Consider the following 25,739-nt stretch of genomic DNA (forward strand, 5'->3'; position numbering starts at 1 on the left):
GAGGTGACGGCGGGGGGAACTTCGTCGGCCGCGCGCGAGGACGTGTCACTCGAAGTCGCGTCAACCGACGCCGCCGGCCCTTCCTCAGGCTTCACCGGCGGATCCTGGTCCTGCTGCATGTCGCCCCCGACTGCGTGCCCGCACGGCGGCGGGGATTTATCCGAGTCTACGTTCGCGGCGGGGATCGTGCCGACCAGCGTCACTGCACAAGATCCGAAGAGATCCCACCAATCAGGCGTTTTCTACTCGGTCAAGGGCGACTCCTGCAATGAGATCTTTACGACAGCCCGGGCATGCAACCCCACAGGTGGGGAGACATGCCCGGGATGCCGGAATAATCACTTCTTGGTGGTCGCCTTCGTTGACGGGGGCGCCGAGCCGCTCGCGGCGGGCTTCGGGGCGTTGGTGGCGGCCCAGTCCGCCATCTTGTCGGTGCGGATCGCGGTGTAGAGCGCCTCGGCCTTCGCCTTGTTGGGCACGACCACGTCCTCACCGTTGATCTTCTTGCTGCCGTCGTGCGGGCTGACCAGGAACGTCAGGTCGTCGCTGCGCAGGTTGCGGAACTGCAGGGCCATGTCGGCGAGCGAGAAGTCCTTGTCGACGGTCATCGCCTTGGTGATCGCCTTGAGGAAGGAGTTGAGCTTCGACGGGTTGCTGACGGTGCCGGAGCTGACCGCCTTGTCGAGGATCGCCTTCATCATCTGCTGCTGGTGGCGCATGCGGGCGAAGTCGCCGTCGGGGAACTGGTAGCGCTGCCGGGCGTAGTCGAGGGCCTCGTCGCCGTTGAGGTGGTTCATGCCCTTCTTGAACTTGCGCTTCGGCGGGTGGACGGAGGTGATGTCGGACTCGATGTTCATGTCGATGCCGCCGAGGGCGTCGATGACCTGCTTGAAGCCGCCGAAGTCGATGAGCAGCACGTGGTCCAGGCGGACGTTGGTGTACTTCTCGATCGTCTCGACGGTCAGCGGCGTGCCACCCCAGGAGAACGACGCGTTGAGCTTGGCGTTGGTGTCGCCGTACGGCGTCGACTTGCTCTTGGGGACGTACACGTACAGGTCGCGGGGCATGGAGACCAGGTACGCCTTGTCGTGGCTCGCCGGGATGTGCATCACGATCATGGTGTCGGTCCGCCACTCGCCGGCCTTGCCCTTGTTGTCGGGGTCGCGGGAGTCGCTGCCGAGCAGCAGGATGTTGAGCGCGCCGTCGGCGACCTTGGCGGGCCGGCCGTTGGTGATCTCCGAGAACGGGTCGTCGCGCTGCAGGCCCGCGTCGACGTAGCGGTAGTAGGCGTAGGCGCCGACGCCGGCGAGCAGCGCGAGGACCATGATCGCGGCGCCGGAGACGAGCGCGATGCGCCCCCAGCGGGGACGGATCTTCTTACGGCCGGGGTATTCGTTGCCGCCGGGCCGCCGCGGCGGGACGGCCCCGCCACCGCCGCCACCGCCGCCGGAGCGGGAGGTGGACCCTGAGGCGGGCCGGCCGTAGACGCCTGACGACGACGCCGGGCTGGTCGGTGTGGAGGCGCCGGTGACGCGCGCACGCGCTCCCGCGCTGGGCGGGAGCGAGTTGGGCACTGAGGCGCGACCCGACGAGCCGTTCGAGGCAGGCGTGGTGGACATGAAAACCACGATACGAACCTCCGGCCGCTCCGCCACGCAACTCGGGCGGGCGCGGCACGAAGCGGGGAGAGTCAGCGGCTGCGGAAGTACTCCACGGTGCGCCGCAGGCCCTCCTCGGGGCTGACGGACGGCTCGTATCCGAGCAGCTCACGCGCCTTGGTGAGGTCGGGGCGGCGGCGCTCGGGGTCGTCGGCGGTGCGGGGCAGCAGGGACACGGTCGACGTGCTGTCGGATAGCCGCACGATCGTGTCGGCGAGCTCCAGCATGGTCATCTCGTGCTCGGTGCCGCAGTTGACGGGGCCGGTCTCGCCGGAGTCGAGCAGGAGGAGGATGCCGCGGACCAGGTCCGACACGTGGCAGATGGACCGGGTCTGGGTGCCGGAGCCGTGGACGGTGATCGGCTCGCCGCGCAGCGCCTGCGAGATGAACGTGGGGATGGCGCGGCCGTCGTCGGGGCGCATGCGTTCCCCGTACGTGTTGAAGATCCGCACGATGCCGACGTCGGCGCCCCGGCCGCGCTGGTAGCCCATGGTGGCGGCCTCGGAGAAGCGCTTGGCCTCGTCGTACACGCTGCGGATGCCGATCGGGTTGACGTTGCCCCAGTAGGTCTCCGGCTGCGGGTGGACGAGCGGGTCGCCATACGCCTCGGACGTGGACGCCATCACGAAGCGGGCGCCGTCGGCGACGGCACGCTCGAGCAGCTGGAGGGTGGCGATCGAGCCGACCCGGAGGATCTCGACGGGCAGCAGCTGGAAGTCGGTGGGGCTGGCCGGCGACGCGAAGTGCATGATCGCGTCGAACCTGGTGCTGAGGGCGTCGACGGCCGGCAGCGGCTCGCTGACGTCGGCCTCGACGAGCGTGAATCGAGGGTGGTCGACCAGGTGGGCGACGTTGTCCTTACTGCCCGTGACGAAGTTGTCGAGCACGACGACGTGCGCCCCGCGGGCGATCAAGGCGTCAGCGAGGTGCGAGCCGACGAACCCGGCACCACCGGTGAGGAGGATGCGGTGTCCCTCGCCGTAACGCTGCGCAACAACGACCATGAGACCAGCCTAGCGGCAGTGCGCCGGGGTCAGGGAATCGGCGGTACCCCGACCCCGGCGCACTACATCCGGTGGGCGCCGGCTCCCGGGAGAGCCGGCGCCTGCGACTAGTGGGCGCCGGCTCCGGTGAGGGAGCGGGCCTCCAGCTCGGCGAACTTGTCCGGGTCGCGTTCCTTGCTGGTGAGGGCGCCGAGCGCGGCGAAGATGAACCCGATCGGGATCGAGATCAGGCCCGGGTTCTCCAGCGGGATGGGCGCCGGGGTGGTGCAGCTGAACAGGGCCGTCGCGTTGGAGACCTCTTTCGACTTCACGTCGACGCCGCAGGTCTTGGCCTGCGCGGCGTTGAGGGTCGCCGGGGTGCGGGCGTCGCTGACGCCGCCCCACGCGATGGGGCTCATGAGCACGATGCCGACGGCGGAGATGAGGCCGGCGTAGATGCCCCAGGTCGCGCCGCGGGTGTTGAACTTCTTCCAGAAGAGGGAGAAGAGGATCGCCGGCAGGTTCGCCGACGCCGCGATGGCGAATGCGAGCGCCACGAGGAACGCGACGTTGAGGTTGCGGGCGAAGATGCCGAGGACGATCGCGACGGCGCCGATGACGAACGCGGAGTACCGCGCGACGACGACCTCCTGCCGTTCGGTGGTCTGCCCGCGCTTGATCACGTTGGCGTACAGGTCGTGCGCCAGCGACGACGACGACGCGAGGGTGAGCCCGGCGACGACGGCGAGGATGGTGGCGAAGGCGACCGCGGCGATGATGGCGAGCAGCAGCGAGCCGCCGAAGTCGCCGCCGAGGTACCGCTTGCCGAGGACTTCGGCGAGCTGCGGTGCGGCGGTGTTGCCGCCGGGGTCCTGGGCGAGGATCGCCTGGCGGCCGACGAGCGCGGCGGCGCCGAAGCCGAGGGCGAGCGTCATCAGGTAGAAGACGCCGATGATGCCGATGGCCCAGACGACGCTCTTGCGGGCGGCCTTGGCGTTGGGCACCGTGTAGAAGCGGATCAGGATGTGCGGCAGGCCGGCAGTGCCGAGCACGAGCGCGAGGCCCAGCGAGATCAGGTCGAGCTTGCTGGCGAGGGTGGCGGCGGCGTTGCCGGCGATGTCGCGGCCGTAGCGCAGGCCGGGCTGCAGGAACGACTCCGGCGGGGTCCGGCCGGACTTGGCGGCGGCGTCGCCGAGCAGCGTCGACAGGTTGAACTTGTACGCGGCGAACACCATCAGCGTCAGCAGCAGGGCGCCGAGCATGAGCATGAACGCCTTGACGATCTGGACGTAGGTGGTGCCCTTCATGCCGCCGACGGTCACGTAGACGATCATCAGCACGCCGATGAGGGCGATGGTGACGATCTTCGCGGTCTCCGCGGTCATGCCCATGAACGTGTCGCCGGCCTTGATGCCGAGCAGGAGGGCGACGAGGGCGCCGGCGCCGACCATCTGCGCCAGCAGGTAGAAGATCGACACGATGATCGTGGAGATCGAGCCGGCGGTGCGGACGGGTGCCTGCCGCATCCGGAACGCGAGGACGTCGGCCATCGTGTAGCGGCCCGAGTTGCGCATGAGCTCGGCGACCAGCAGCAGCGCGACGAGCCAGGCGACGAGGAAGCCGATCGAGTACAGGAAGCCGTCGTAGCCGTTGAGGGCGATGATGCCGGCGATGCCGAGGAAGCTCGCCGCCGACATGTAGTCGCCGCCGATCGCCATGCCGTTCTGGAAGCCGGTGAAGGACCGGCCGCCGGCGTAGAAGTCGGCGGCGCTCTTCGTCTGCCGGCTGGCCCAGATGGTGATCGCGAGGGTGGCCGCGACCAGGACGACGAACAGCGTGAGCGTCAGCGTCCGGGTGGTGGTCGCCCCTACCGCGAGGGTGACGTCGTTCATTCGGGGCTCCCTTCGATCTTGGCGCGCAGCTCGTCGGCGAGGGGGTCGACGCGACGGTCGGCGTAGCGGGTGTACAGCCAGGCGATGAGGAACGTCGACACGAACTGCAGCAGCCCGAAGATCAACGCGATATTGATGTGCCCGACGACCTTCGTGCTCATGAAGTCGCGGGCGTACGCGGAGAGCAGCACGTAGAGCGCGTACCAGACGAGGAACGCGGCGGAGACGGGGAAGACGAAGCGACGCAGGGCGCGGCGCAACGCGTCGAACTCCGGGGTGTTGGCGACGGCGACGTACCGGTTGTCGTCCGTGCCGGCCGGCACCGGCGTTTCGGTGCTCATGGGGGGATCACCACCTGCCATTGGGGTGTGGGTACGCGCACGGTAGGAACCCGCCGCGCGGCGGTGATAGACCCCTGGGCGGGCCCGGCGGCCCGCTGCGCCCAACGGCGGGTTCGGTGCGCCGAGTGACAGCGGTCACACCGTTTAACGGCTTGAATGCGTCGCGGCGGCGCCTGGGGGTCGGTGGGGTGGGGCGGTTGGCAAGAGCGTCTATATCGAGGTGTACCGACCCCGGTGGTGGAGCAGGGGCTTCGCCGCGGTGTCGCTCAGGTCGACGTGGCGGATGGTCGCCTCGACGAGCAGCGACCAGCCGAACGCCCGGGCACCGTCGAGCCCGCAGCCGGCCCACGGGTAGCCGCGCGGGACCGGCCCGAACTCCGTGGACTCCCAGTCGCCGGTCGAGAAGAGCCCGCCGGGCGCGGGCATGAGCCCCGCGAACCGCTCGGCGAGCTGGTTGTCGCCCTCGGCGAGCGGCACGACCGCGAACCGGCCGGACGCCTCGATCGCCGTCCACAGGTCGCTCTCGTCGTCGACCAGCCCGGCGACCCGGCCCGGGTCGCCGTCGGAGACCAGCATCGACGACACGGTCAGCCCGGCGGGCGCGCCGGCGCCGGCCGAGGTCCACAGCGTCACCGCGGCCGGGAGGCGCCCGCGGAGCCGCCGCAGCGGCGAGCGCTGGTCGTCCGGTGTGGCGAACGGATCCGAGGCGTGGATGCTCACCGGCTCATTGTCCGCTGCCCCCGGACACGGACCCGGAGGAACCCTCCGTACGGCCGGCGCCCGCCCCGGCATGGCCGGCGCCGCGCGGTGTGACCGCCCCCGCAGGCGCCCGCTCAGGGGTGACCGGCGACGGGCCTCACGTGGGGGCTACGCCCGCTTCGGGGTGACGGCGACGAGGACCTCCGGGGCGCGCCGCTCCAGCAGGCTCCCGGCGAGGCGGGTGCCGGTCCAGGCGAGCCCGGACCCCCACAGCAGCCCGACCGGCAGCAGCACCCACGCGAACGCGTCGGGGAGCAGGAAGAACGCGACGATCAGCGGCGCCGTCAGCGCCCAGGTGGCGAGCATGCAAACGAAGGACAGCATGCTCTTCGCGCTGCCCTGGCCGGTGTTCATCGCGAACGGGTTGGTGGTGTCGGGCATCGGGTAGGGCGCGAGCACCGACGTGATGCCGGCGGCGCCGACGGAGATGCCGAACGCGCACAGGCCGACGCCGAGCGCCGCGGGCAGCTGGTCGGTGTGGCCGGCGATCACCGACACGACGACGGTGCCGGCGGCCAGCAGCGGGAACGCGAGGATGCCGACGCCGGCGGCGCGGGCCGCGAGCTCGACCTGGCCGGGGACGTTCGTGAGCATGTGCAGCGCGTAGGCGGTGCCGTCGTTGCCGAACTGGTTCACCAGTACCAGACCGACGAACGCGCCGGCGAACAGCAGGGAGAACACGAGGGCGCCGCCGCTCATGCCGGCGCTCTGCCGGGCCGCTTCCTGCTCGTCGGAGCCGCCGCCGAAGCCGAACGTGAACGCGAACGGCACGACGATGGACGCGGCGAGCAGCGAGATCAGGCTGGCTCGGCGGCGCGGGTCGCGGAACCAGTAGCGGATCTCCCGGGCGACGAGGCCGGTGAACCGGCCGGCGGGCCAGGACCGCAGGACGCCCGGCAGGAACGCCCGGACGGGCAGCTTGTCGATGGCCTTGACCTTCTTCGCCGCGCCGGTCGAGGCGGTGCCGAGCATCGCGGACTCGATCGTCTGCAGCCACCACCACAGCAGCGCGGCGACCCCGGCGACCCCGATCGCGAGGCGGGCCGCGACGAGCGCCCAGTCGCCCTCGATCGCGTCGACGTAGGCGACGAACGGCGCCGCGAGGGGCGTCCACGACAGGACGCCGCCGATCGTGGTGGCCTGCTTGGACTCGCCGTTCTCGACCAGGGCGAAGATCAGTTGGAAGACCGGGTTGCAGGAGATGCCAGCGAGGGCGATCAGCAGCGCCGCCAGGTCCCGGACCTTCCGCGAGCGGAGCATGCCCGCGAACGCGCTGGTGACGGCGCGGCTCGCGGCGACGCACACGGCGAGGCCGACGGCGGCGCCGAGGACGGCGACGGCACCCGCGGCGACGCCGCCGTCGAAGACCGCGCCGACGGTGGCGCCGAGCGCGGCGATCAGGGTGACGACGGGTGGGATGCCGACGAACGCGGCGCCGAGCATGCCGAGCGCGAGGGTGCGGCGGGGCACGGGCAGCAGCGCGAACCTGGCCGGGTCGAGGGTCTCGTCGACGCCGAAGAACAGCAGCGGCACCAGGATCCAGGCGAGGACGAGTCCGGTGCCGGCGAACGCGGCGAGGGTCGGGCGCAGGTTGTCGTCGGTGAGGCTGCTGGCGGCGAACATGCTCACCCCGACGAACGCGGCCCACAGCCCGAAGATGATGCCCAGGACGAACAGCCAGACGCGGGACTTCTTGCCCCGCATCGTGTTGCGCAGGATGCGCAGCTTCAGCCGGACGAAGTCGGTGACCTTCGGGGCGCCGCCGCGGATCGGCTCGGGCCGCGCCGCGAGCACCCCGTCGTCAGGTGCCGCACGTGGCTGGGGGACGTGCGGCTCGGGGGTCACAGCCACGACAGCTCCGCGCCCGTCGCGACCCGGCCGCCGACGACGTCGACGAACACGTCCTCGAGCTCCCGGCCGCCCTTCACCTGTTCGGTGGTGCCGACGACCTTGATCTGGCCGTCGGCGAGGATGGCGATGTGGGTGCAGAGCCGCTCCACGACCTCCATCACGTGGCTGGAGAAGATCACGGTGCCGCCGTTTCGCACGTACCGGATGAGGATGTCGCGGATGAGGGCGGCGGAGACCGGGTCGACGGCTTCGAAGGGCTCGTCGAGGACCAGCAGCCGCGGCGCGTGCAGCAGCGCGCAGGCCAGGCCGATCTTCTTCTTCATGCCGGCGGAGTAGTCGACGACGAGGGTGCGGCCGGCGTCGGCGAGGCCGAGGACGTCGAGCAGCTCGGCGGCGCGGCCGTCGATGACGTCCTGCGGCAGGCCGCGCAGCAGGCCCGTGTAGGCGAGCAGCTCGCTGCCGGTGAGCCGGTCGAACATGCGGGCCGAGTCGGTCAGCGCGCCGAGGCGGCGTTTCGCCTCGACGGGGTCGGACCAGACGTCGTGGCCGAGGACATACGCGTGGCCGGTGTCGGGGCGCAGCAGCCCGACCGCCATCGACAGCGACGTCGTCTTGCCGGCGCCGTTGGGCCCCAGCAGGCCGAAGAACGACCCGGTCGGCACGTCGAGGTCGACGCCGGCGACCGCGACCTTCTGGTCGAATCGTTTGGACAGCCCCCGCAGCGCGAGAGCCGAGGAAGGCTCGCGATCTGTCACAACATGACCGTATGTCACGCCAGCACCGCCCGCCAGGGTGGTCACATCCGCAGCGCGTCCGGCGCGTGCAGGCGGAGCATGATCGCGCCGAGGTCCTTGGGCAGGCGCTGCCGGGTGAGCAGCGAGACGGTGATCATGACCAGGAAGGCGAGCGGCACACTCCACGCGGCTGGCTGGGTGGTCAGCACGCCCGCCCAGCCCGGCAGCGGCCCGCCGAGCACCGTGAGCAGCACCGCGCCGGCCGCGGCGCCCCCGCCGGCGACGATCCCGGCGGCCGCGCCGATCCCGGTCAGGCCGCGCCACCAGATGCCGAGGACGAGCAGCGGGCAGAAGCTGGACGCGGCGACGGCGAACGCGAGGCCGACGACCTGCGACACGTCGAGGCTCGCGACGAACAGGGCGAGCAGCAGCGGCACGACCCCGGCGACGAGCGCGGAGCGGCGGAAGTCGCGGACCGAGCCGTGGCCGAGCACGTCGGTGGACAGGACCCCGGCGACGCTCGTGAGCAGCCCCGACGACGCCGACAGGAACGCCGCGAACGCGCCCGCGGCGACGAGCGCGCTGAGCAGCTGGCCGGTGAGGCCGCCGCCGAGCGCCGCCGACGGCAGGAGCAGCACCACCGCGTCGGTGTTGCCGGTCATCAGCAGCTGCGGCGTGTACACCCGGCCGAGCACCCCGTACAGGGTCGGGGTCAGGTAGAAGACGCCGACGAGCCCGAGGACGACGAGCGTGGTGCGGCGGGCGGCGGCGCCGTCGGCGTTGGTGTAGAAGCGGACCAGCACGTGCGGCAGGCCCATCGTGCCGAGGAACGTGGCGAGGATCAGCGAGTACGTCGCGAACAGCCCCTGCGAGTGGTCGCCGGGCAGCAGCCAGTCCGTCGGCGACTCGGCGGAGACGGCGGCGACCTTCGGTACCGACGCGGCCGCCGGGAACTCGATGGCGGTGTCCGGGTCCGCGTCGTGCTCGCCGACCGTGAGCAGCACGGCGCCGTCGACGGCGGCCCCGTCGATCCGGCCGTGCGCGGTGACCGGCGTCTGGACGGTGACGATCAGCCGGGTCGGGTGGTCCACGGTGACGGTCGTCACGGCCGGGAACGTCGGGCCGTCCGGCGCGGTGAGGGCGGGCCGGCCGTCGGACTGCCACTGCATGAGCAGGAACACGAACGGCACGGCGAGGGCGGTGAGCTTCAGCCAGTACTGGAACGCCTGCACGAACGTGATGGACCGCATCCCGCCGAGCGCGACGTTCAGGGTGACGACGACACCGACGAGCAGCGCCCCCAGCGCGTACGGGGCGCCGGTCACCGTCTGCAGGGTCAGGCCGGCGCCCTGCAGCTGCGGCACGAGGTAGAGCCAGCCGATGAACATGACGAACGCGGTCGCGAGCTTGCGCAGCCGCTTCGAGCGGAGCCTGACCTCGCAGAAGTCGGGGAGGGTGAACGCGCCCGAGCGGCGCAGCGGGGCGGCGACGAAGAGCAGCAGCGCCAGGTAGCCGGCGGCGAACCCGACCGGGTACCAGAGGACGTCGACGCCGTGCTTGAGGATGAGGCCGGCGACGCCGAGGAAGCTGGCGGCCGACAGGTATTCGCCGCTGATCGCGGCCGCGTTCCAGGTCGGGCTGACCATGCGGGACGCCACGAGGAAGTCGGAGGTCGTGCGGGCGAACCGCAGCCCGTAGAGACCGATGGCGACGGTGACGAGGGTGACCGCGATGACCGCGATGACCGAAGGCAGCCCGAATGCACTCATGACTGCTGGTGGGACCTGTCCTCGACCAGCGCGACGAACTCGGCCTCGTTGCGTTCGGCGAGGCGGACGTAGGCGTACCCGATGGCGAACAGGAACGGGTAGGCGGCGACCCCGAGCAGCAGCCACGGCACCGAGATGCCGAACAGGTGCGCCTTGCCGAGCGCGGGCGCGGCCGCGAACAGCAGCGGCAGCCCGCCGAGCCCGACCGCGACGACCGCCGCGAGCCGCACCGCGACGGCCAGCTGGGCGCGCACGAGCCCGCGGGCGAGGGCGGCCCCGACCGGGCTCTGCTCCTCCAGCTCCGCGCGGGTGCGGGCGGGGTCGATGGGGGCGCGGGCGACGTCACCGAGCACCACGCGGACCCGCGGGGTGGGTGGCTCCATGTCCCGCAGTCTCGCAACGAGCGTGAATCAAGTGCAAGGGGGCCGACACCCCCCGTTTGAGCGTCGGCCCCCCGTCCTTCGCTAGTACCGCCGGGAGCAGGGATAGTCGTCGGCGGACACCACCTCGGGCACGATCCGGCGGGCCTCGGCGCGGCCCAGGTTCCAGCCGCGCCAGTCGTCGCCGTCGTGCACGTCGGCGGAGATGCCGCTGAGCGTGCACTCGCGGGCGCCGGGCGGCAGCTTGTCCAGCGCCGGCGCGGCGTCGGCGGACAGCGTCGACAGGTACCAGAGGTCGGCGTTCTTGTAGGCGTACCGGGCGACGTTCTGCTCGGCGATGAACCGGTCCGGGTTCAGCACCGCGAGCCCCAGCAGCGTGACGACCCACAGGGCGACCGCGGCCCGCGGCAGCCAGCGCGTCGCCGGCACGACCCCCGCCACCATGATCAGGACGAGAAGGCCGCCGAGCCACAGCTCGAACGCGCTGACCAGGACGCGGAGGCGGCTGAAGCCGTACGCCTGCTCGTAGACGTCCATCCGCCACAGCGCGGACACCACGACGACGAGCGCGCCCAGGGACAGCAGCCCCAGGACCACCCGCAGCAGCGCCCGCTCGCGGGCCGTCTCCCGGGACGCCTTGCGGACCGTCACCGCGATCACGACGAGCGTGAGCAGCGTGACGACGAGCAGCTGCCAGAAGCCCTTCCGCGCGTAGTCGGCGAACGTGAGACCGGCGGTGCGCATCACGTAGTCGCGGTCGCCGAACAGGACCGCGACCTGCACGCCGACGAAGATCCCGAAGACGGCGAGGACGGCGCCGACGGGGACGACCCACTCGTACCAGCGGACCACCCGCCCCCGTCGTGGCCTGCCGTCGCCGAGCGTCGACGGGTTGTGCAGCAGGAACGCCCCGCCGAACGTGAGCCAGGCGGCGACGGCGCCGACGAACAGCCACCGCAACGGCGTGCTGAGCGACAGGTCGGGCAGGATCGTCTGCACGATCTGGTCGAACGCGGCGTCGGCGCTGGCGAACAGCGCCCCGAAGACGACGAGCAGCAGCACGCCGAGCCCGATCGAGCCGAGCAGCCGCGTCGCGCCGGACGCGCCTTCCTTCGCCCGGGCCCGGCTCATGCCGTACCGGACCCACGGCAGCGACCGGAACCCGGCCATCGGCAGGTTGACCAGCGCCGCGAAGACCGCCGGAACCCTCCGGCCGGCGCCGACGGCGAGCGCGACGCTGCCGAACGCGGCCAGGACACACAGGAAGAACAGCCAGCCCGCGGCCCGGAACACCCCGACGGACAGCAGCGCGACGGCGGCGGCGCTCCAGCACGTGGCCTCGACCGCGCTGGTGCCGCGCTGCTTCGGGTCCATCCGCAGCAGCACGACCAGCAGGGCGACGACGAGCGCGAGGCCGGCGACGGGCCAGCCGATGCCGGGCCGGTCCAGCGGCAGGGCGGCGGCCGCGACGACCGCGGTGACCAGGCCGCCGATGAGCACGGTGGGCCCCGCGGCGACACTGCGGACCGGCCAGTGCCGCTGGAACAGGGTCGGGTGCGGCGGGCCGAGCCGGACCGGGCTGATCAACGCCGGGTTCGGTGGGTTCGGCGGCGGGTTCGGTGCCGGGTGTGGCGGACGGGTCGGCGGGGCGAGCGTGGCGACCGCTCCTTGCGGCCCGCCGTGCCCCTGTTGCCGCTGCTCCTGGTGTACGGGGTGCGGCCCGGGGCGTGGTGGCTGCGGCGGGGCCTTTCGCAGGCCGGGTGCCACCCCGCCGGGCGGCGACGGCGGCCGGGGTGGTTGCGCGGCGGCGGGATCGTGCCGTTCCAGCGGGCGCGGTACCGGATACTGCGGCTTTTCCGCCGGGGTCGGCTCGACCGGTGTTGACTGCTTGTCCGTCGCGGGCTGCTCGGCCGGCGCGGGCTGCTCGGCCGGCGCGGGCTGCTCGGTCGGCGTCGGCTGGGCGGGGACGGTGGGGCGGTGCGGACCGTCGGATGGTTCCGTCGGGGACGACATGTCGGACTCCGGAGGGTATGAGGATCCGCGCGTCCGGCTGTCGCCGGACACGTACTGAAGACGCTTGGATCAGACGGGCAGGGTGACCCGGATGCGGCAACCCGCCATGCCATCCGGTTGCTCGATGACCGCGATCGTGCCGTTGTGCAGCTCGATGAGCCACTGGGCGATCGCCAGCCCCAGACCCGTGCCGCCACCGGAGGCGCGGGCGCCGCGGGTGAAGCGTTCGAAGACCCGCTCCCGCTCCGTGTACGGGATGCCGGGCCCTTCGTCGGCGACCTCGATCATCACCCGGTCGCCGTCGCGCCGGCCGATGATCGTGACGGTCCCGCCGTCGGAGCTGTGCCGGGTCGCGTTGTCGACCAGGTTGGTCAGGACGTGGTGCAGCCGCGCCCGGTCGGCACTGACCAGGGCGTTCTCCGGGAAGGCGCAGGACAGGTACTCGACCTTGTAGCCGGCGGCGGTGGCCTTCACCTCGGCCTCGGCCACCACCTCGATGAGCAGGTCCTCGATCCGGAAGTCCTCCCGGTCCAGCGGGACCACGCCGGCGTCGAGGCGGGACAGGTCGAGCAGCTCGGTGACGAGCCGCCCGAGGCGTTCGGTCTGGGCGAGCGCGGTACGCAGCGTCGCCTGGTCGGGCTGGACGACACCGTCGACGACGTTCTCCAGTACAGCCTGAACCGCCGAGATCGGGGTCCGCAGCTCGTGCGAGACGTTGGCGATCAGCTCGCGGCGCTGCTGGTCGGCGGCGGCGAGCTCGGCGGCCATCTGGTTGAACGCGACGGCGAGCTGGCCGACCTCGTCCTTCGACGTCGCCCTGACCCGGGCGGAGTAGTCGCCGCGGGCCATCGCCTGCGCCGCGGCGGTCATGTCGCGCAGCGGCGACGTCACCCCGCGGGCCAGGACCTGCGAGGTGAGCAGCCCGACCGTCAGCGCGATCTCCGTCGTCGTCGGCGGGATCCAGCCGATGCCGATCCAGAACACGCCGAGGCCCGCGCCGGCGGACGCGACGAGCAGCACCGCGAGCTTCAGCTTGATCGAGCGCAGCGGGTCGAGCGGCCGGGGCAGCAGGTCCAGGAAGTGCTTCATGTGGTCTCCAGCGCGTACCCGACTCCGTGGACGGTCCGGATCAGGTCGGACCCGAGCTTGCGGCGCAGCGCCTTGATGTGGCTGTCGACGGTCCGGGTGCCTGACGCGTCCGCCCAGCCCCACACCTCCGCGAGCAGCCGCTCCCGGGGCAGGACCGTGCGGGGGCGGGTCGCGAGGTTCACCAGCAGGTCGAACTCGGTCGGCGTCAGGTGCGCCTCGACGCCGCCGCGGCTGACCCGCCGCTGCGCCCGGTTGATCTCCAGGTCGCCGAGGACGATCGGGGTGGCGTCCGGGTCCGGCTGGGACTGCGCCAGCCGCTCCAGGCGCCGCAGCAGCACGTGGACGCGGGCGGCGAGCTCCCGCATCGAGAACGGTTTGGTGAGGTAGTCGTCGGCGCCGACCGCGAGCCCGACGAGCAGGTCCGTCTCGTCGTCACGGGCGGTGAGCATGAGCACGGCGACGGGCCGCTCCGCCTGGATGCGCCGGCACACCTCGAGGCCGTCGAACCCGGGCAGCATCACGTCGAGCACGACCAGGTCGGGGCGCAGCAGGCGGGCCGCGGCGACCGCGGACGGCCCGTCGTGCGCCTGGTCGACGGCGAACCCTTCGGCGCGGAGCCGGACGGCGATCGATTCCGCGATCATCCGCTCGTCGTCGACGACGAGCACCCTGCGCCGTTCCCCTGCCCCACCTGCGGTCATGCCAGCAGCGTATTGGGTAGATGCGAGGGGCAACGGTGCGTGATGTGTGGAAGTCGTGAAGACCTGTCCTTTGTTATGACCACGACTTCGCGGCGCGGACCAGTCTGTCCTTCAGCTCTCTGGTGTGCCGCCGGCTCACCGGCAGCTCGTGGTCGTCGATGACCACCACGTAGCCGGTGTTGGTCATCCGCAGCTCGGTGATGAGCTTCAGCTGCACCAGGAAGGAGCGGTGCACCCGTACGAAACCCGCGTCCGCCCAACGCTCCGCGAGGGTCGCCAGAGACACTCTGACCAGGTGGGACGCGTCTGCGGTGTGGAGCCTGGCGTAGTCGCCCTGGGCCTCGACCCAGCGGACCGACGAGCGGGGCAGCATCCTCGTCGTGCCGGCGAGTTCGACGGGGATCGTCGGGTCGTCCTGCCGGTCGCGGCGGCCGGCCACGGACGGGTGCGTGGGCACGAGCCTGGCGGCCAGCACGCGGCGCAGCGACTCCGCGATCCGGTCGGCGCGGACCGGTTTGCGCACGTAGTCGGCGACGCCCAGGTCGAACGCCTCGGCGGCGCGGTCGTCGTACGCGGTCACGAACACCACGGCGGGCGGCTTGGCGAACCGGCCGAGGACCCGGGCGAGCTCCATGCCGTCGAGCCCGGGCATGCGGATGTCGAGGAAGACGGCGTCGACGTCGATGTCCCGCAGGACCCGCAGCGCCTCGGTCGCGTCGCCGGCCGTGTGGAGCCGGCCGACGCGGGGGTCGGCGCGCAGCAGGTACGCGAGCTCGTCGAGCGCGGGCACCTCGTCGTCGACGGCGAGGACCCGCAGGAAGCCGGGCTGCTGCTGGTGCTCGTGCACGACCTGGCCGGTAAGGCTCCTGCCCGCGCTCGAGCTCATCGGCTGCTCCGCACTCCGGTTCATTGGCTGCTCCGCACTCCGGGGTGGAACTTCGGGACCCGCATGCTGACCTTCGTGCCCGCGTCGGGGGCCGTCTCGACCACGACGCCGAACCCGTCACCAAAGACCGACCGTAGCCGCTCATCGACGTTGCGCAACCCGACGTGCTGCCCGGCGTCGGTGGTGTCGTCGGCGCTGAGCAGCGCGGCAGGCTCCATCCCCACCCCGTCGTCCTCGACGGTGATGTGACATTCCGCGCCCGCGTCCCGCGCCACGATGCTGATCGTGCCCATCCCGGGCTTCCGCGACAACCCGTGCCGCACCGCGTTCTCGACCAGCGGCTGCAGGCACAGGAACGGCAGCGTCACGGGCAGGACCTCCGGCGCGATCTGGAGCCGCACCTGCAGCCGCTCACCGAACCGCGCCCGCTCGATCGTCAGGTACCGGTCGATGGACCGCAGCTCCTCGGCGAGTGTGGTGAACTCCCCGTGCGCCCGGAACGAGTACCGCGTGAACTCCGCGAACTCGAGAATCAACTCCCGCGCCAGCTCGGGATCGGTCCGGACAAAACTCGCAATTGCCGTCAACGCGTTGTAGATGAAGTGCGGGCTGATCTGCGCCCGCAGCGCCCGGACCTCCGCCCTGGCCAGCCGCGCCCGCGACGTGTCGAGCTCGGCGAGCGCCAGCTGCGTCCCCACCCAGCGCGCGGTCTCCGCCGTGGCCTGCACGAGCCCCGGCGCCGGCGGCCCGTCCGACAGCGCGACGAGCGCCCCCTCCCGCTGCGCGAGGGGGACGACGACGGCCCCGCGGACCGGGCAGTCGACGAGGTCGCACGGCAGTTCGTCGCTGCCGAGCACGGTGGACCGCCCGGCGGTGACCGCCTTCGCCCCGGCCGCCGCCACCTGCTCCCGGTGGTGCTCCCCCGCCCCGTCGAACGCCAGCACCCGCGCCGCGTCGGTGACCGCGATCCCGGCGGCCCCGGTGAGCGTCCGCAGATGCCGGACCGCCTTGCCCGCCGCGACGTCGGTCAGCCCGTTGCGCAACGGCTCGGCCGCGAGCGCCGCGATGTGCAGCACGTCGTACGTCGCCCGCTGCGCCGCCGTCGCGATCGCCCGCCGCGACCGCAGCCGGACCACGGCCCACACCGCGACGCCGAGCGCCACCGCCAGCCCGACGACCGCGATCCCAGCGGCCAGGTTCCCACCCACGCGCCCATCCTGGACCACCCGAGCAGCCCACGACAGACCGAAATCCCCGGCGAGACACCGCAGCCCAGCGGGAGGGTGACGAGATGGCGGGTGAGGAGCGGATGAATGGCAGGGCGGGCGCGGAGGGCCGGCTCAGGCGCGTGCGCACCAACGCGATGCCGGCCAGATCCCGAAGCCCCTACCCAATCGGTGCCCGCCGGGTCAGTAGGCGCCCTTGCGGAAGACGACGACGCCGATGGTGCGCCAGAGGGTGTGCAGGTCCAGGACGAGGGACCAGTTGTCGACGTAGTAGAGGTCGAGGCGGACCGCGTCGTCCCAGGAGAGGTCGCTGCGGCCGCTGACCTGCCACAGGCCCGTGATGCCGGGGCGGACGAGGAGGCGGCGGCGCACGTCGCCGAGGAAGTCGCCGTCGTCGGCGGGGAGGGGGCGGGGGCCGACCAGCGACATCTCGCCGGCGAGGACGTTGAGGATCTGCGGGAGCTCGTCGATCGAGGTGGCGCGCAGCCACTTGCCGACCTTGAAGACCCGCGGGTCGTTCTTCATCTTGAAGAGCAGGCCGTCGCTCTCGTTGTGCTCGTCGAGGGTGGCCTGGCGTTCTTCGGCGTCGACGTACATGGTCCGCAGCTTCCAGACCTTGAACATCTTGCCTTCGCGGCCGATGCGGGGCTGGCGGAAGAAGATCGGACCCGGGTCGGAGAGCCTGATGGCGAGGGCGACGATCGGGAAGAACGGCAGGACGATGAGCAGGGCGACGAGCGCCAGGACCCGGTCGATGACGTTCTTGAAGAGCCAGCCGATGCCGGAGAGCTTGGGCTCCTCGACGTAGAGCAGCGGGATGCCCTCGATCGGCCGGATGTGGACGCGCGGGCCGGCGATGTCGGTGAGCTGCGGGGCGACGGCGAGGTCGATGCCGGTGCCTTCCAGCTGCCAGGCGAGGCGCCGCAGCTCGACGGGCTCGGCGCTGGCGGAGCCGCAGACGGCGATCGTGTCGGCGTTGAGCTCGCGGACCAGGGAGAGGATGTCGCGGCCGGCGTGGACGGGCACCGGGGTGACGGTGCTCGGCCGTGGCGCGTAGCCCTCGATCAGGTGGATGCCGACGGGGACGAGGCCGGCGGCGGGGTCGCGGGCGATCGCCTGATGGACCTCGAGCGCCTCCTGGAGCGTGCCGATGAGCAGCAGCCGGTGGGTCGCGAGGTTGAACTTGGTCCGCACGTACTGCAGGGCGCGTCTGGCGAAGTAGCGCAGGACGAGCACGTAGAGCAGGCCGCCGACGAGCGCGGCGCCGACCGAGGTCCGGGAGACCGCGGTCTTGGTCGCGAACGCGGCGAAGGCGACGATCGCGACGACGGTCCACGAGGCGCGCACGACGCGCTTGAACTCGTCGGTGCCGGTGCCGAGGTAGCGGCGGTCGTAGGCGCCGTGGCCCCAGAGGACGAGCAGCCAGACGGCGGGCAGGATCCCGAACGTGATCGAGGTCCACAGGCCGGGGGCCTGCTCGAAGATCTCGTTGGTCTTGGTGTCGAGGAAGGTCCTCGCGGTGACGCTGGCCATGACACAGGCGAGGGTGTCGAGCAGCAGGAGGATCGCCGCGTAGGGGCGGTGCCACCGGGAGACCCGCCGGGCGCGCTGCCAGCCGGAGCGGGGCACGCCGTTGGGGCCGAGCGGAGTGAGCGCGTGTTCGGGAAGGATCTCGAAGCTGTCAAGCTCACCCAAGATAGATCTCCGGCTCGGCGGGGTGGCCGGACGTTGGAGACTAGCGGTCACCTGAGTGTGTCCTCTCGCACCACGATCCGGGGATCAGGGCGCTCAACTGCTCGACCGGGTGGGATGTGGTCGCCGACGCAAGAACACCCGATCGCACGCGAGAAGTGTCCCATGTTGGTTCGGGCTACTGACGACGACCGGCCGAGACTAGTTGCTGAACGTGTTGGCTGTCGAGTGCACTGGCGTGGGCCGGACAGAACTCCGCGTGACAATCACCGCGAGTAGCGCACCACCTACCAAACACGCCAGAAGGGGCACAACACTGCCGAGCGGCGGCTGCCAGGTTCCACCGAACGGGTTCAGCCGTTCGTTGATTCCGTGCTGGAAGCGGGTCATGACGCGGGCCAGCGCGTACAGGTGGAGCGGGATCGTCACGGCGACGATCGCCGGCACGAGCCAGCGAGAGGGGGGCCACGTTGCGTAACGGTCGGTGGACCCGGCGAGGAGGACCGCGCCGACGGCGAGCGGCATGACGTAGCGGCCGTGGGCGAAGTGGCCGACCTTCGGGGCGAAGTAGAGCTCCAGGGCGACCAACAACACCAGAGACGCCAGGCTGACAGCGAGGATCCCGATGCGCAGCCGCCACGGTCCGAACCAGAGGGCGGGAACGACCACGGCGAGGATCAGCAGGTACCAGAGTCCGATCATGCCGAGTGAGACGGTGGTCTCGCCGTAGCCGAACTGGCCGACGATCTGGCGGATCCAGAACTCGGCGCGGTTGTCAGCGATGTCGCGCAGGATCGCCCCGCTGGTGGTGGCCGCGATCGGCCGGCCGGGGTCGACGGCATCGCCCCGGGACGCGACCAGTGTCCAGAAGACGGCGAACGCGAGGCCGCCGGCGGCCGGCAGCCAGAATGCCCACGACCGGACCCAGGTCTTCGTCACGAACAGCGACACCGCCAGTACCGACGCCGCGAAGAACGGACCGAGGTCCCTGGTGGTCAGCAGCAGCGCCGCGGCGACCCCTGCCGCGGGCCAGTGTTTGCGCAGCGCGGCGACGTAGAGCAGGACGGCGGCGCTGATCTCCAGGCCGTTGGGGTTGAGCGCGCCGGCGAGGTTCAGCAGCATCGGGGTCGCGGCGAGCACGACCGAGGCCCGGAGCAGCGCCGTGCCGGCGAGGGCGAACGCCACGGCGAGCAGCAGGGCCGACAGCAGGGCGGACAGCAGCCGCGCCCAGATCAGGCCGGCGTTCGTCGGGGAGATCCGCAACGGCAGGCCGACGAGGGCGTAGTAGACCGGGCTGTACCGGGCGGCGGCGCTGGGCTGGAGCACGTCGGACCGGTCGTCGGTGAAGGTGAGGCAGGACGCCGGCTGGTACGAGGGCCGGCCCAGCCGGGTGCAGTCGGCGTTGAGCGGCAGCAGGCTGCGCGGGCCGGTGAACGCGTTGGTCTCGATGCCGCTGTCGTCCACGGCCCGGTCGTGCGGCAGCCACTGGCCGGTCCACACGGCCCAGGCCCTGACGAGGTGCTGCTTCTCGTCGTAGGTGCCGTTGGACGGCAGCGCGAGCGCCCATGCCGCGCCGAGGAGGAAGAAGCCGATGAACGCGATCAGGAAGGCACGGCGCACCGGGCCAGCGTAGTCAGCGCACGAGCTTCGACAGCCGCCGGTCGGCCAAGGGTTTGCCGTTGGTCTGGCAGGTGGGGCAGTACTGCAGCGACGTGTCGGCGAACGAGACCTCGCGGACGGTGTCTCCGCAGACGGGGCAGGGCAGGCCGGTGCGGGCATGCACGGCGAGGCCGGAGCGCTTCTCCGACTTCAGGGTCGCCGCCTTCTGCCCGACCGAGCGGGTGACGGCGTCGGTCAGCACGGCGCGGGTGGCGGTGTGCAGGGTGGCCATCGTGTCGTCGGTGATGCGGTTGGTCAGCGCGAACGGCGACATCTTGGCGGCGTGCAGGATCTCGTCCGAGTAGGCGTTGCCGACGCCGGCGATCACGGTCTGGTCGGTGAGGACGCCCTTGATCTGGCCTTTGCGGCTGCGGATCGCGGTCGCGAACTCGTCGGTGGTGACCGCGAGGACGTCGGGGCCGAGCCGGGCGATGCCGGGCACCAGCCGGGGGTCGGTGACGAAGTAGGCGGCGAGGCTCTTCTTCGTGCCGGCCTCGGTGAGGTCGAAGCCGGAGTCGTCGTCGAGTCGCACCCGGACGGCGATCGGGCCGGAGCCCGGTTTGAGCGGGGTCTTGGCGTTGAACGTCTCGCGGTAGTGCAGCCAGCCGGCGCGGGCCAGGTGGGTGACAAGGTGCAGGTCGTCGCCGACGTGGATGTCGAGGAACTTGCCGTGCCGGGACGCGCCGGTCAGGGCCTGGCCGGCGGCGGCGGTCACCGGCGGGTCGAAGGTCTTCAACGCGCTCAGCGACGGGACCTCGATGCGGTCGATGGTGTGGCCGACGGCGCGCTCGCGGAGGAACGCGGCGAGCGCTTCGACCTCGGGAAGCTCGGGCACTCGTACAGTCTGCCTCAGTTAGTCTTTTCCCGTCATGAAGGTCGTTGTCGCGCACAATCGCTACGCGTCCGGCGCACCGTCCGGTGAGAATGTCATCGTCGATGCCGAGATCGCGCAACTGTCCAAGGCCGGGGTGTCGGTGCTGCCGTTTCTGCGCAGCTCCGACGAGATCGGCACGTTCTCCACGGCGCGGAAGGTGCTGCTGCCGCTGTCACCGATCCGCAACGGCGACTCGCAGCGCGCCCTGGAAAAGCTGATAAAAGCGGAAAAGCCGGACGTGTTGCATTTGCACAACGCCTATCCGCTCCTGTCGCCCTGGGTGGTCCGGACGGCGCATTCGGCAGGTGTACCGGTGGTGCACACCGTCCACAACTACCGCCAGGTCTGCGCGCCGGGACTCTATTTCCGCGACGGGCACATCTGCACCGAGTGCCGGGGCAAGTCGTTCGCGCTGCCGGCGATCCGGCACTCGTGCTACCGGGACTCGAAGGCGCAGTCCGCGGTGATGGCGACGACGCTCGCCGTGCACCGCGGCACCTGGCGCGGGGTGGACCGGTTCGTCGCGCTCACCGACCGGATCGCGGAGCACCTGCGCGACTTCGGCATCCCGGACGAGCGGATCACGGTCAAGCCGAACGGCATCCCGGACACGGGAGCGGCCCCCGGTCGCGGCGAGGGGTTCCTGTACGCGGCGCGGCTGACCCCCGAGAAGGGCCTGTCGCTGGTGCTGGACGCGTGGCGGCGGCACCCGGACGGGGCGCTGGGGCCGCTGCGGATCATCGGCGACGGCCCGCTGCGCCCGCTGGCCGAGGCGGCCGCCGCGGAACGCTCGGACATCACGTATCTGGGGGTGCTGCCGAACGCCGAGGTGCGGGCGCAGATCGGCGCCGCGTCGTGTGTGATCGCGGCGTCCACGTGGCACGACGTGCTGCCCACGATCGTGCTGGAGGCGCTGTGCGCGGGGCGGCCGGTGCTGGTCACGGACCGGGGCGGGCTGCCGTTCCTCGCCGGCGACGCCGGGTGGGTCGTCGAGCCCGATCCCGCCGCGCTCGCCGGCGGGCTGATCGTGGCGCACGCGGGCGCCGCGGCCCTGGCGCCGGTGGCGCGGGCGCGCTTCGAGGGGCACTTCTCCCCTGATGTGCTCACCCAGCGGCTGATCGACGTCTACCGCAGCGTCGTGCGGTGACCCCCCGGCGGGCCGGTTGGACCGTCGCCGGGATCGTGGCCGTCGGCCTCATCGCCGGCGCGGTCGAGCTGGTCGTCGACGACAGCTACCGCGACGCCGCGCTCGCGCTGGTCGCCGGCCTGATCGCGGGGGCGGTCGGGGCGCTCACCGTGTCGCTGGTGCCGGGCTCGGACCTGCGCGGGCTGGTCCTCGGTGCGGTGTTCGCCGTGCAGGGGGTGCTGAGCTGGACGTACACCAACACCGGCGCCGTCGTATGGGGCCTGCTGCTGCTGTCGGGCCTGCTGCTGCTCTTCTGGTTCCGGCCGGTCTCGTTCCTTGCCGTGCGGTCCGGCGCGGCGTGGCTCGGCGTGTCGTACCTGATCATCGGCGCGCTCGGTGCGGCGCTGGTGTTCAAGCCGGAGATCGCGGTGCAGCGCACGCTGTACGCCGGATATTTCGGACTTGTCGTGCTGGCGGTGTTCGCGTTCCGGGGGTCGTTCGCGCGGCTCACGCTCGGGATCGCGGTCGCGTTCCTCGGCACGGTCGCGGTGCTGCTGGCGGCCGGGTCGGGCAACCTGTTCACGTCGCCGCACGTCGTGCCGGACACGCCGTGGGGGCGCGGCTTCGAGTACCGGTTCTGGGGCGCGTCCTGGCTGCTGGACCACCCCAACGCGATGGCGTGCATCGCCGTGCTCGCCGCGATCCGCATCGGCGCCGACACCGGCGTCGCCGCCTGGCAGCGCATCGGATCGGTCGCGACCGCCGCCCTGGTCCTGTGCGCCAGCGACTCCCGCACCGGCTTCCTACTCATGGCGATCGCGACGCTGGCGTTCATCTGGTACGGCCGCCGCCTCACCCTCGTCCCCGCCGCCGCACTCGGGCTCGTGCTGCTCGTCAACGGCCCGTCGTTCCTGGTCAAGGAGCGGTACGGCGACGACGCCGGGGTCAGCAGCGGCCGGGTCGAGACGTGGCGGCAGGTCGGAACCGACTGGCGGCACGACAGCCGCACCGAGCAGCTGCTCGGCAACACCCGCGACGCCCGGGCCACCGTGTACCGGGCGAGCAGCGGCGCCGACATCAAGCTGACCGTCGACAACGCGCCGATCGCGGCGCTGCGCAAGGCCGGCGTGGCCGGCGTCGCCGCTTTCCTCGCCGGTCTCGGCCTGCTGCTGTGGAACGTGTGGCGGCGCCGCCGGGACGCCGACCCCTGGCTGGTGGTGCTGCTCCCGGGCGCGCTGTTCACGATGATCACGAACGAGTGGCTGATCGGTGGCACGGGCGGCACGCTGTGGCTGCTGCTGCTCGCCGGGGAGGCCGCCCTGCTGCTCGGCCCGGTCAGTCCACCCAGCGCTCCGGCTTCTCGACCTTGACCGTCCTGCCGTAGTCGGCGAACTCGACGGTGACCGTGGCGACCAGCTCCTGGTCCACCAGCCCGTAGAACGGCGTGTTGTAGGTGACCTTCTTGACCTTGCCGTCCGCGACGGTCGCCTCGCCCTCGGTCGGACCGGCCGGAATCGTGAACCGGTAGACGCCGGGGGACGCCTCGGTGACCGTGCCGACCTTCGCGAGGTTCTGCAGCAGCTGAGCGGGGTCCCCCGACACCGGGAACGGGTCGTCGCCGAGGCCGCTGAACGTGAGCGAGTCGTGCCGCCCGTCGTTCTGGAACTTCCAGTGGCCCTTGCCGTCGCCGATGAACCGTTGCCCGGCGACGAGGCGCTGCTCGCTGCCGTCGCCGTAGTGCAGCACGCCGGTGGTGGCGGCCGGGTCGAACTCGCCCCTGGCGGTGCGGGTCTCGGGGCCCGCCACCATCGTGATCGTGAACGCGTAGCTGGTCGACCCGCTGGCGGCGACCGCGGCGGCCAGCCTGATCTGCGGCGTCCCCTGCTGCGTGCTCTCCTGCGCGTTTCCCTGCGCGCTCTTCTGCGCGGTCGCGGCCGGGCCGTTCGCCGGCGACTGCTGGAGCGCGACGGCGCCGGCGGTGACCCCGAGGACGGCGGCGGCAGTGACCCCGGCCAGGGCCGCGGTGCGGCGCCGGCGGGCGCGGCGGCGGCCGCGCTCCAGCAGCAGCCGGGTCGGCGCGGGCGAGCCGGGCTCGCGGTCCACCAGGTCGTGCAACTGGTCCGAAAGGTGCTGGTCGATGGGCATGAGCGTCACCTGTTCTGTTCGAAGATCGGTGTGCGCAGGGCGGCCCGCAGCTTGGCGAGCGCCCGCGCGTTCTGGCTCTTGACCGTGCCGACGGAGCAGCCGAGGATGGCCGCGATCTCCGTCTCGGGCAGGTCCTCGTAGTGGCGCAGGACGACGACCGCGCGCTGCCGGGGCGCCAGCGCCCGCAGAGCCTCGCGGAGCAGCTCGGTGTCTGGGTGCCGGTCGGCGGAGCGGTCGGCGGCGTCGGGCGGGTCGGCGACGAGCCGCTCGCGGCGCAGCCGCCGCCACAGCGACACGTTGTTGTTGACGAGCATGCGCCGCAGGTAGGCGTGCGGGTCGTCGGCGCGGGCCAGCCGCCGCCACCGCTCGTAGATCCTGACCAGGCAGTCCTGGAGCAGGTCCTCGCCGCGGTGCCGGTCGCCGGCCAGCAGGATGGCCAGCCGCAGGTGCCGCTGCCAGGCGGCCTCCACGAAGGCCACGTAGGTGGCGTCGGTGTCTTCCACGGCCCTTGCACGTCCGGAGGGCCCGAAAGGTTGCTCGGCTTTCTGCGTCTCAGGCTTTCTGCGTTCAGGCCTTCTGGGTCGCGTCCAGTCGCGGCGCCGGCGTGGGTGCCGGCGGGCCGACGGACTTCAGCGCGTACCCGTACAGGACGACCATGCAGATGAGTCCGGTGGTGGAGCCGGTGAGCAGGCCCCACGCGGCGCCCTGCAGGCCCTGGCTGGCGCCGACGGACAGGCCGGTCAGCGACACGGTCGCGAACACGACGTACTGCACGAACAGCATCCTGGCGCGGTGCATGCCGCGCATCGCGGCGGTGAACGGCACCTGGAGCAGGTAGACGGCGCCCTGCAGCGCGATCGGCAGGGCGAGCGGCGCGGCCTCGGCGAACTTGTCCGTCGTCGTCAGTACCCACGACACCAACGGCCACACGATGACGACCATCAGCGTGCCGAGCACCGCGAACGCGAGCGCGAGCTGTCTGGTCTGGCGGCGCAGGGTCGCGGCGGCATCGGCCCCCTCGGCGCCGGGCTTCGCGGCGTCGGCGGCGGCCCGGGACGCCCGCGGCACCAGCAGCCCCTGGATCGCCGCCACCAGGTTCTGTACCGGCTGCAGCTGCACGGTCTGCACGAAGCGCAGGTTGCCGAGCTCGATCTTCGACAGCTTGCCGGCGACGAGGAAACTGATCGCGAGGACCTGTACCTGGGCGACGATCGCGGTGGCGGTGAACCAGCCGGACAGGTGCCGGGTCTCGGCGAGCCACGCCTTCGGGTTGCCGCGCCACGGCACGCGCTGCTCGCGCAGCAGATAGACGGTGGCGCCGGCGGTCGCGCCGATCCCCCACGCGGCGAGGAACCCGCCCGGGCTCTCGTTGCCCGTCAGGATCATCAGGATGATCACGACGCCCTGGGTGCCGGCCCACACGAGGTCGATGCCGAGCGCCTTGTCGGGCCGGCGGTCGGCGAGGTAGTCGCACCGGGCCGTGTCGTGCAGCATCAGCGGCACCATGAACGGCACCAGCCAGATGAGCTCGTCGAGGTCGATGTTGCCGTCGTGCGGCCAGACGAGCCACAGCACGGTGAAGACGACCATCGTGGTTATGCCGGAGCAAAGCGCGGTCGTCAGCCCGTTGCGGATGAGCCGGCCCCGGTGCTCACCCTCGAACCGCGACGCGAGGGCGAGTAGCACGTCGCCGACGAACGCCCGGTTGAGGTACATCGAGAAGTAGCCGACGCTCAGCGCGAGCGCCAGCGCGCCGAACTGGTCCTTGGGCAGCAGGATGCCGCCGAGCAGCGTGTTGGCCGCGTTCGCGGTCGCGATGACGACCTGGTCGAGCAGGCCGGCACCGACGAAACGGGACGCGACGCGTATCGCCTGCATACGGCGGCTGCGGGAGGGCTGCTGGCCGGCAACCTCTGGCGGCTGCTGGCCGGTAACCTCTGGAGGCTGCTGGTCGGTCACCC

22 protein-coding genes are annotated in these 25,739 nt (G+C 71.8%); 2 read left to right on the plus strand and 20 right to left on the minus strand.

Features of this window, described 5'->3' with window-relative positions:
* Window positions 1-338: 338 nt before the first annotated feature.
* The 17 genes from ABZ321_RS07935 to ABZ321_RS08015 all read right to left on the minus strand — a co-directional run bounded on the left by ABZ321_RS07935 (window position 339) and on the right by ABZ321_RS08015 (window position 20,468).
* A complete protein-coding gene (locus tag ABZ321_RS07935) occupies window positions 339-1,619 on the minus strand; it encodes an LCP family protein (RefSeq protein ID WP_344500910.1) in 1,281 nt (426 codons plus the stop codon).
* Between the two features lie 71 nt (window positions 1,620-1,690).
* On the minus strand, window positions 1,691-2,662 hold the full coding sequence (locus tag ABZ321_RS07940) for a UDP-glucuronic acid decarboxylase family protein (RefSeq protein ID WP_354890094.1): 972 nt from the start codon (window positions 2,660-2,662) through the stop codon (window positions 1,691-1,693).
* Window positions 2,663-2,769: 107 nt separating this feature from the next.
* Window positions 2,770-4,533, minus strand: a complete 1,764-nt coding sequence (locus ABZ321_RS07945; protein WP_344500906.1) for a cation acetate symporter — start codon at window positions 4,531-4,533, stop codon at window positions 2,770-2,772.
* Window positions 4,530-4,874: a DUF485 domain-containing protein gene (locus tag ABZ321_RS07950; RefSeq protein WP_344500904.1), complete on the minus strand. Its 345-nt coding sequence runs from the start codon at window positions 4,872-4,874 to the stop codon at window positions 4,530-4,532. The genes ABZ321_RS07945 and ABZ321_RS07950 overlap by 4 nt, the downstream gene beginning before the upstream one ends.
* Window positions 4,875-5,084: 210 nt before the next feature.
* The gene (locus ABZ321_RS07955) at window positions 5,085-5,666 is read right to left on the minus strand and encodes a flavin reductase (RefSeq protein ID WP_354890097.1); all 582 of its coding nucleotides are present in this window, start codon (window positions 5,664-5,666) and stop codon (window positions 5,085-5,087) included.
* A gap of 75 nt (window positions 5,667-5,741) precedes the next feature.
* Window positions 5,742-7,484, minus strand: a complete 1,743-nt coding sequence (locus tag ABZ321_RS07960) for an ABC transporter permease (protein WP_354890098.1) — start codon at window positions 7,482-7,484, stop codon at window positions 5,742-5,744.
* Entirely contained in the window at window positions 7,475-8,239 is a 765-nt protein-coding gene (locus tag ABZ321_RS07965) for an ABC transporter ATP-binding protein (RefSeq protein WP_354890100.1), read from the minus strand. Before ABZ321_RS07965 ends, ABZ321_RS07960 begins: the two co-directional genes overlap by 10 nt.
* A 41-nt stretch (window positions 8,240-8,280) precedes the next feature.
* Complete coding sequence (locus ABZ321_RS07970) at window positions 8,281-9,987, minus strand: cation acetate symporter (protein ID WP_344500896.1); 1,707 nt, start codon at window positions 9,985-9,987, stop codon at window positions 8,281-8,283.
* Window positions 9,984-10,370 (minus strand): hypothetical protein, encoded by a 387-nt coding sequence (locus tag ABZ321_RS07975; protein ID WP_354890102.1) that lies wholly within the window; start codon window positions 10,368-10,370, stop codon window positions 9,984-9,986. Before ABZ321_RS07975 ends, ABZ321_RS07970 begins: the two co-directional genes overlap by 4 nt.
* Before the next feature lie 81 nt (window positions 10,371-10,451).
* Window positions 10,452-12,380, minus strand: coding sequence for a DUF4173 domain-containing protein (locus tag ABZ321_RS07980; RefSeq protein WP_344500892.1), 1,929 nt, complete (start codon window positions 12,378-12,380; stop codon window positions 10,452-10,454).
* A gap of 69 nt (window positions 12,381-12,449) precedes the next feature.
* On the minus strand, window positions 12,450-13,469 hold the full coding sequence (locus tag ABZ321_RS07985; protein WP_344500890.1) for an ATP-binding protein: 1,020 nt from the start codon (window positions 13,467-13,469) through the stop codon (window positions 12,450-12,452).
* Window positions 13,466-14,170 (minus strand): response regulator transcription factor, encoded by a 705-nt coding sequence (locus ABZ321_RS07990; protein ID WP_344500888.1) that lies wholly within the window; start codon window positions 14,168-14,170, stop codon window positions 13,466-13,468. Before ABZ321_RS07990 ends, ABZ321_RS07985 begins: the two co-directional genes overlap by 4 nt.
* A 73-nt stretch (window positions 14,171-14,243) precedes the next feature.
* Window positions 14,244-15,056 (minus strand): LytTR family DNA-binding domain-containing protein, encoded by an 813-nt coding sequence (locus ABZ321_RS07995; protein ID WP_344500886.1) that lies wholly within the window; start codon window positions 15,054-15,056, stop codon window positions 14,244-14,246.
* Between the two features lie 20 nt (window positions 15,057-15,076).
* Window positions 15,077-16,264: a histidine kinase gene (locus ABZ321_RS08000; RefSeq protein ID WP_344500884.1), complete on the minus strand. Its 1,188-nt coding sequence runs from the start codon at window positions 16,262-16,264 to the stop codon at window positions 15,077-15,079.
* Between the two features lie 201 nt (window positions 16,265-16,465).
* Window positions 16,466-17,977 (minus strand): sugar transferase, encoded by a 1,512-nt coding sequence (locus ABZ321_RS08005; RefSeq protein WP_344500882.1) that lies wholly within the window; start codon window positions 17,975-17,977, stop codon window positions 16,466-16,468.
* Between the two features lie 198 nt (window positions 17,978-18,175).
* Window positions 18,176-19,594, minus strand: coding sequence for a DUF2142 domain-containing protein (locus ABZ321_RS08010; RefSeq protein ID WP_354890106.1), 1,419 nt, complete (start codon window positions 19,592-19,594; stop codon window positions 18,176-18,178).
* Window positions 19,595-19,607: 13 nt separating this feature from the next.
* A complete protein-coding gene (locus tag ABZ321_RS08015) occupies window positions 19,608-20,468 on the minus strand; it encodes a DNA-formamidopyrimidine glycosylase family protein (protein WP_354890108.1) in 861 nt (286 codons plus the stop codon).
* A gap of 34 nt (window positions 20,469-20,502) precedes the next feature.
* On the opposite strand from ABZ321_RS08015, the gene ABZ321_RS08020 reads away from it, so the two are divergent.
* On the plus strand, window positions 20,503-21,654 hold the full coding sequence (locus tag ABZ321_RS08020) for a glycosyltransferase family 4 protein (protein WP_354890110.1): 1,152 nt from the start codon (window positions 20,503-20,505) through the stop codon (window positions 21,652-21,654).
* Window positions 21,651-23,003 carry a hypothetical protein gene (locus ABZ321_RS08025; RefSeq protein ID WP_344500874.1) on the plus strand — a complete coding sequence of 451 codons (1,353 nt, stop codon included), beginning with the start codon at window positions 21,651-21,653 and terminating at the stop codon, window positions 23,001-23,003. Before ABZ321_RS08020 ends, ABZ321_RS08025 begins: the two co-directional genes overlap by 4 nt.
* Here the strand turns inward: ABZ321_RS08025 and ABZ321_RS08030 are convergent.
* From ABZ321_RS08030 to ABZ321_RS08040, 3 genes are all read right to left on the minus strand, one after another.
* Window positions 22,969-23,778 (minus strand): hypothetical protein, encoded by an 810-nt coding sequence (locus ABZ321_RS08030; protein ID WP_354890112.1) that lies wholly within the window; start codon window positions 23,776-23,778, stop codon window positions 22,969-22,971. The two genes, ABZ321_RS08025 and ABZ321_RS08030, sit on opposite strands and share 35 nt — an antisense overlap.
* 5 nt (window positions 23,779-23,783) lie before the next feature.
* Window positions 23,784-24,281, minus strand: coding sequence for a SigE family RNA polymerase sigma factor (locus ABZ321_RS08035; protein WP_354890114.1), 498 nt, complete (start codon window positions 24,279-24,281; stop codon window positions 23,784-23,786).
* A gap of 64 nt (window positions 24,282-24,345) precedes the next feature.
* The gene (locus tag ABZ321_RS08040) at window positions 24,346-25,656 is read right to left on the minus strand and encodes a hypothetical protein (protein WP_344500868.1); all 1,311 of its coding nucleotides are present in this window, start codon (window positions 25,654-25,656) and stop codon (window positions 24,346-24,348) included.
* Window positions 25,657-25,739: the final 83 nt, after the last annotated feature.

Origin of the sequence: Dactylosporangium sp. NPDC006015 (assembly GCF_040614215.1) — a bacterium.
GTDB lineage: Bacteria > Actinomycetota > Actinomycetes > Mycobacteriales > Micromonosporaceae > Dactylosporangium > Dactylosporangium maewongense.

Coding starts and splice junctions, on each gene's coding strand:
- ABZ321_RS07985 (WP_344500890.1), bottom strand. CDS start 13,469: ATGAAGCACTTCCTGGACCTGCTGCCCCGGCCGCTCGACCCGCTGCGC.
- ABZ321_RS07990 (WP_344500888.1), bottom strand. CDS start 14,170: ATGACCGCAGGTGGGGCAGGGGAACGGCGCAGGGTGCTCGTCGTCGAC.
- ABZ321_RS07955 (WP_354890097.1), bottom strand. CDS start 5,666: ATGCCGGGGCGGGCGCCGGCCGTACGGAGGGTTCCTCCGGGTCCGTGT.
- ABZ321_RS08030 (WP_354890112.1), bottom strand. CDS start 23,778: ATGCCCATCGACCAGCACCTTTCGGACCAGTTGCACGACCTGGTGGAC.
- ABZ321_RS08020 (WP_354890110.1), top strand. CDS start 20,503: ATGAAGGTCGTTGTCGCGCACAATCGCTACGCGTCCGGCGCACCGTCC.
- ABZ321_RS07935 (WP_344500910.1), bottom strand. CDS start 1,619: ATGTCCACCACGCCTGCCTCGAACGGCTCGTCGGGTCGCGCCTCAGTG.
- ABZ321_RS07940 (WP_354890094.1), bottom strand. CDS start 2,662: ATGGTCGTTGTTGCGCAGCGTTACGGCGAGGGACACCGCATCCTCCTC.
- ABZ321_RS07995 (WP_344500886.1), bottom strand. CDS start 15,056: ATGAGCTCGAGCGCGGGCAGGAGCCTTACCGGCCAGGTCGTGCACGAG.
- ABZ321_RS07975 (WP_354890102.1), bottom strand. CDS start 10,370: ATGGAGCCACCCACCCCGCGGGTCCGCGTGGTGCTCGGTGACGTCGCC.
- ABZ321_RS07945 (WP_344500906.1), bottom strand. CDS start 4,533: ATGAACGACGTCACCCTCGCGGTAGGGGCGACCACCACCCGGACGCTG.
- ABZ321_RS07950 (WP_344500904.1), bottom strand. CDS start 4,874: ATGAGCACCGAAACGCCGGTGCCGGCCGGCACGGACGACAACCGGTAC.
- ABZ321_RS07980 (WP_344500892.1), bottom strand. CDS start 12,380: ATGTCGTCCCCGACGGAACCATCCGACGGTCCGCACCGCCCCACCGTC.
- ABZ321_RS07970 (WP_344500896.1), bottom strand. CDS start 9,987: ATGAGTGCATTCGGGCTGCCTTCGGTCATCGCGGTCATCGCGGTCACC.
- ABZ321_RS08040 (WP_344500868.1), bottom strand. CDS start 25,656: ATGCAGGCGATACGCGTCGCGTCCCGTTTCGTCGGTGCCGGCCTGCTC.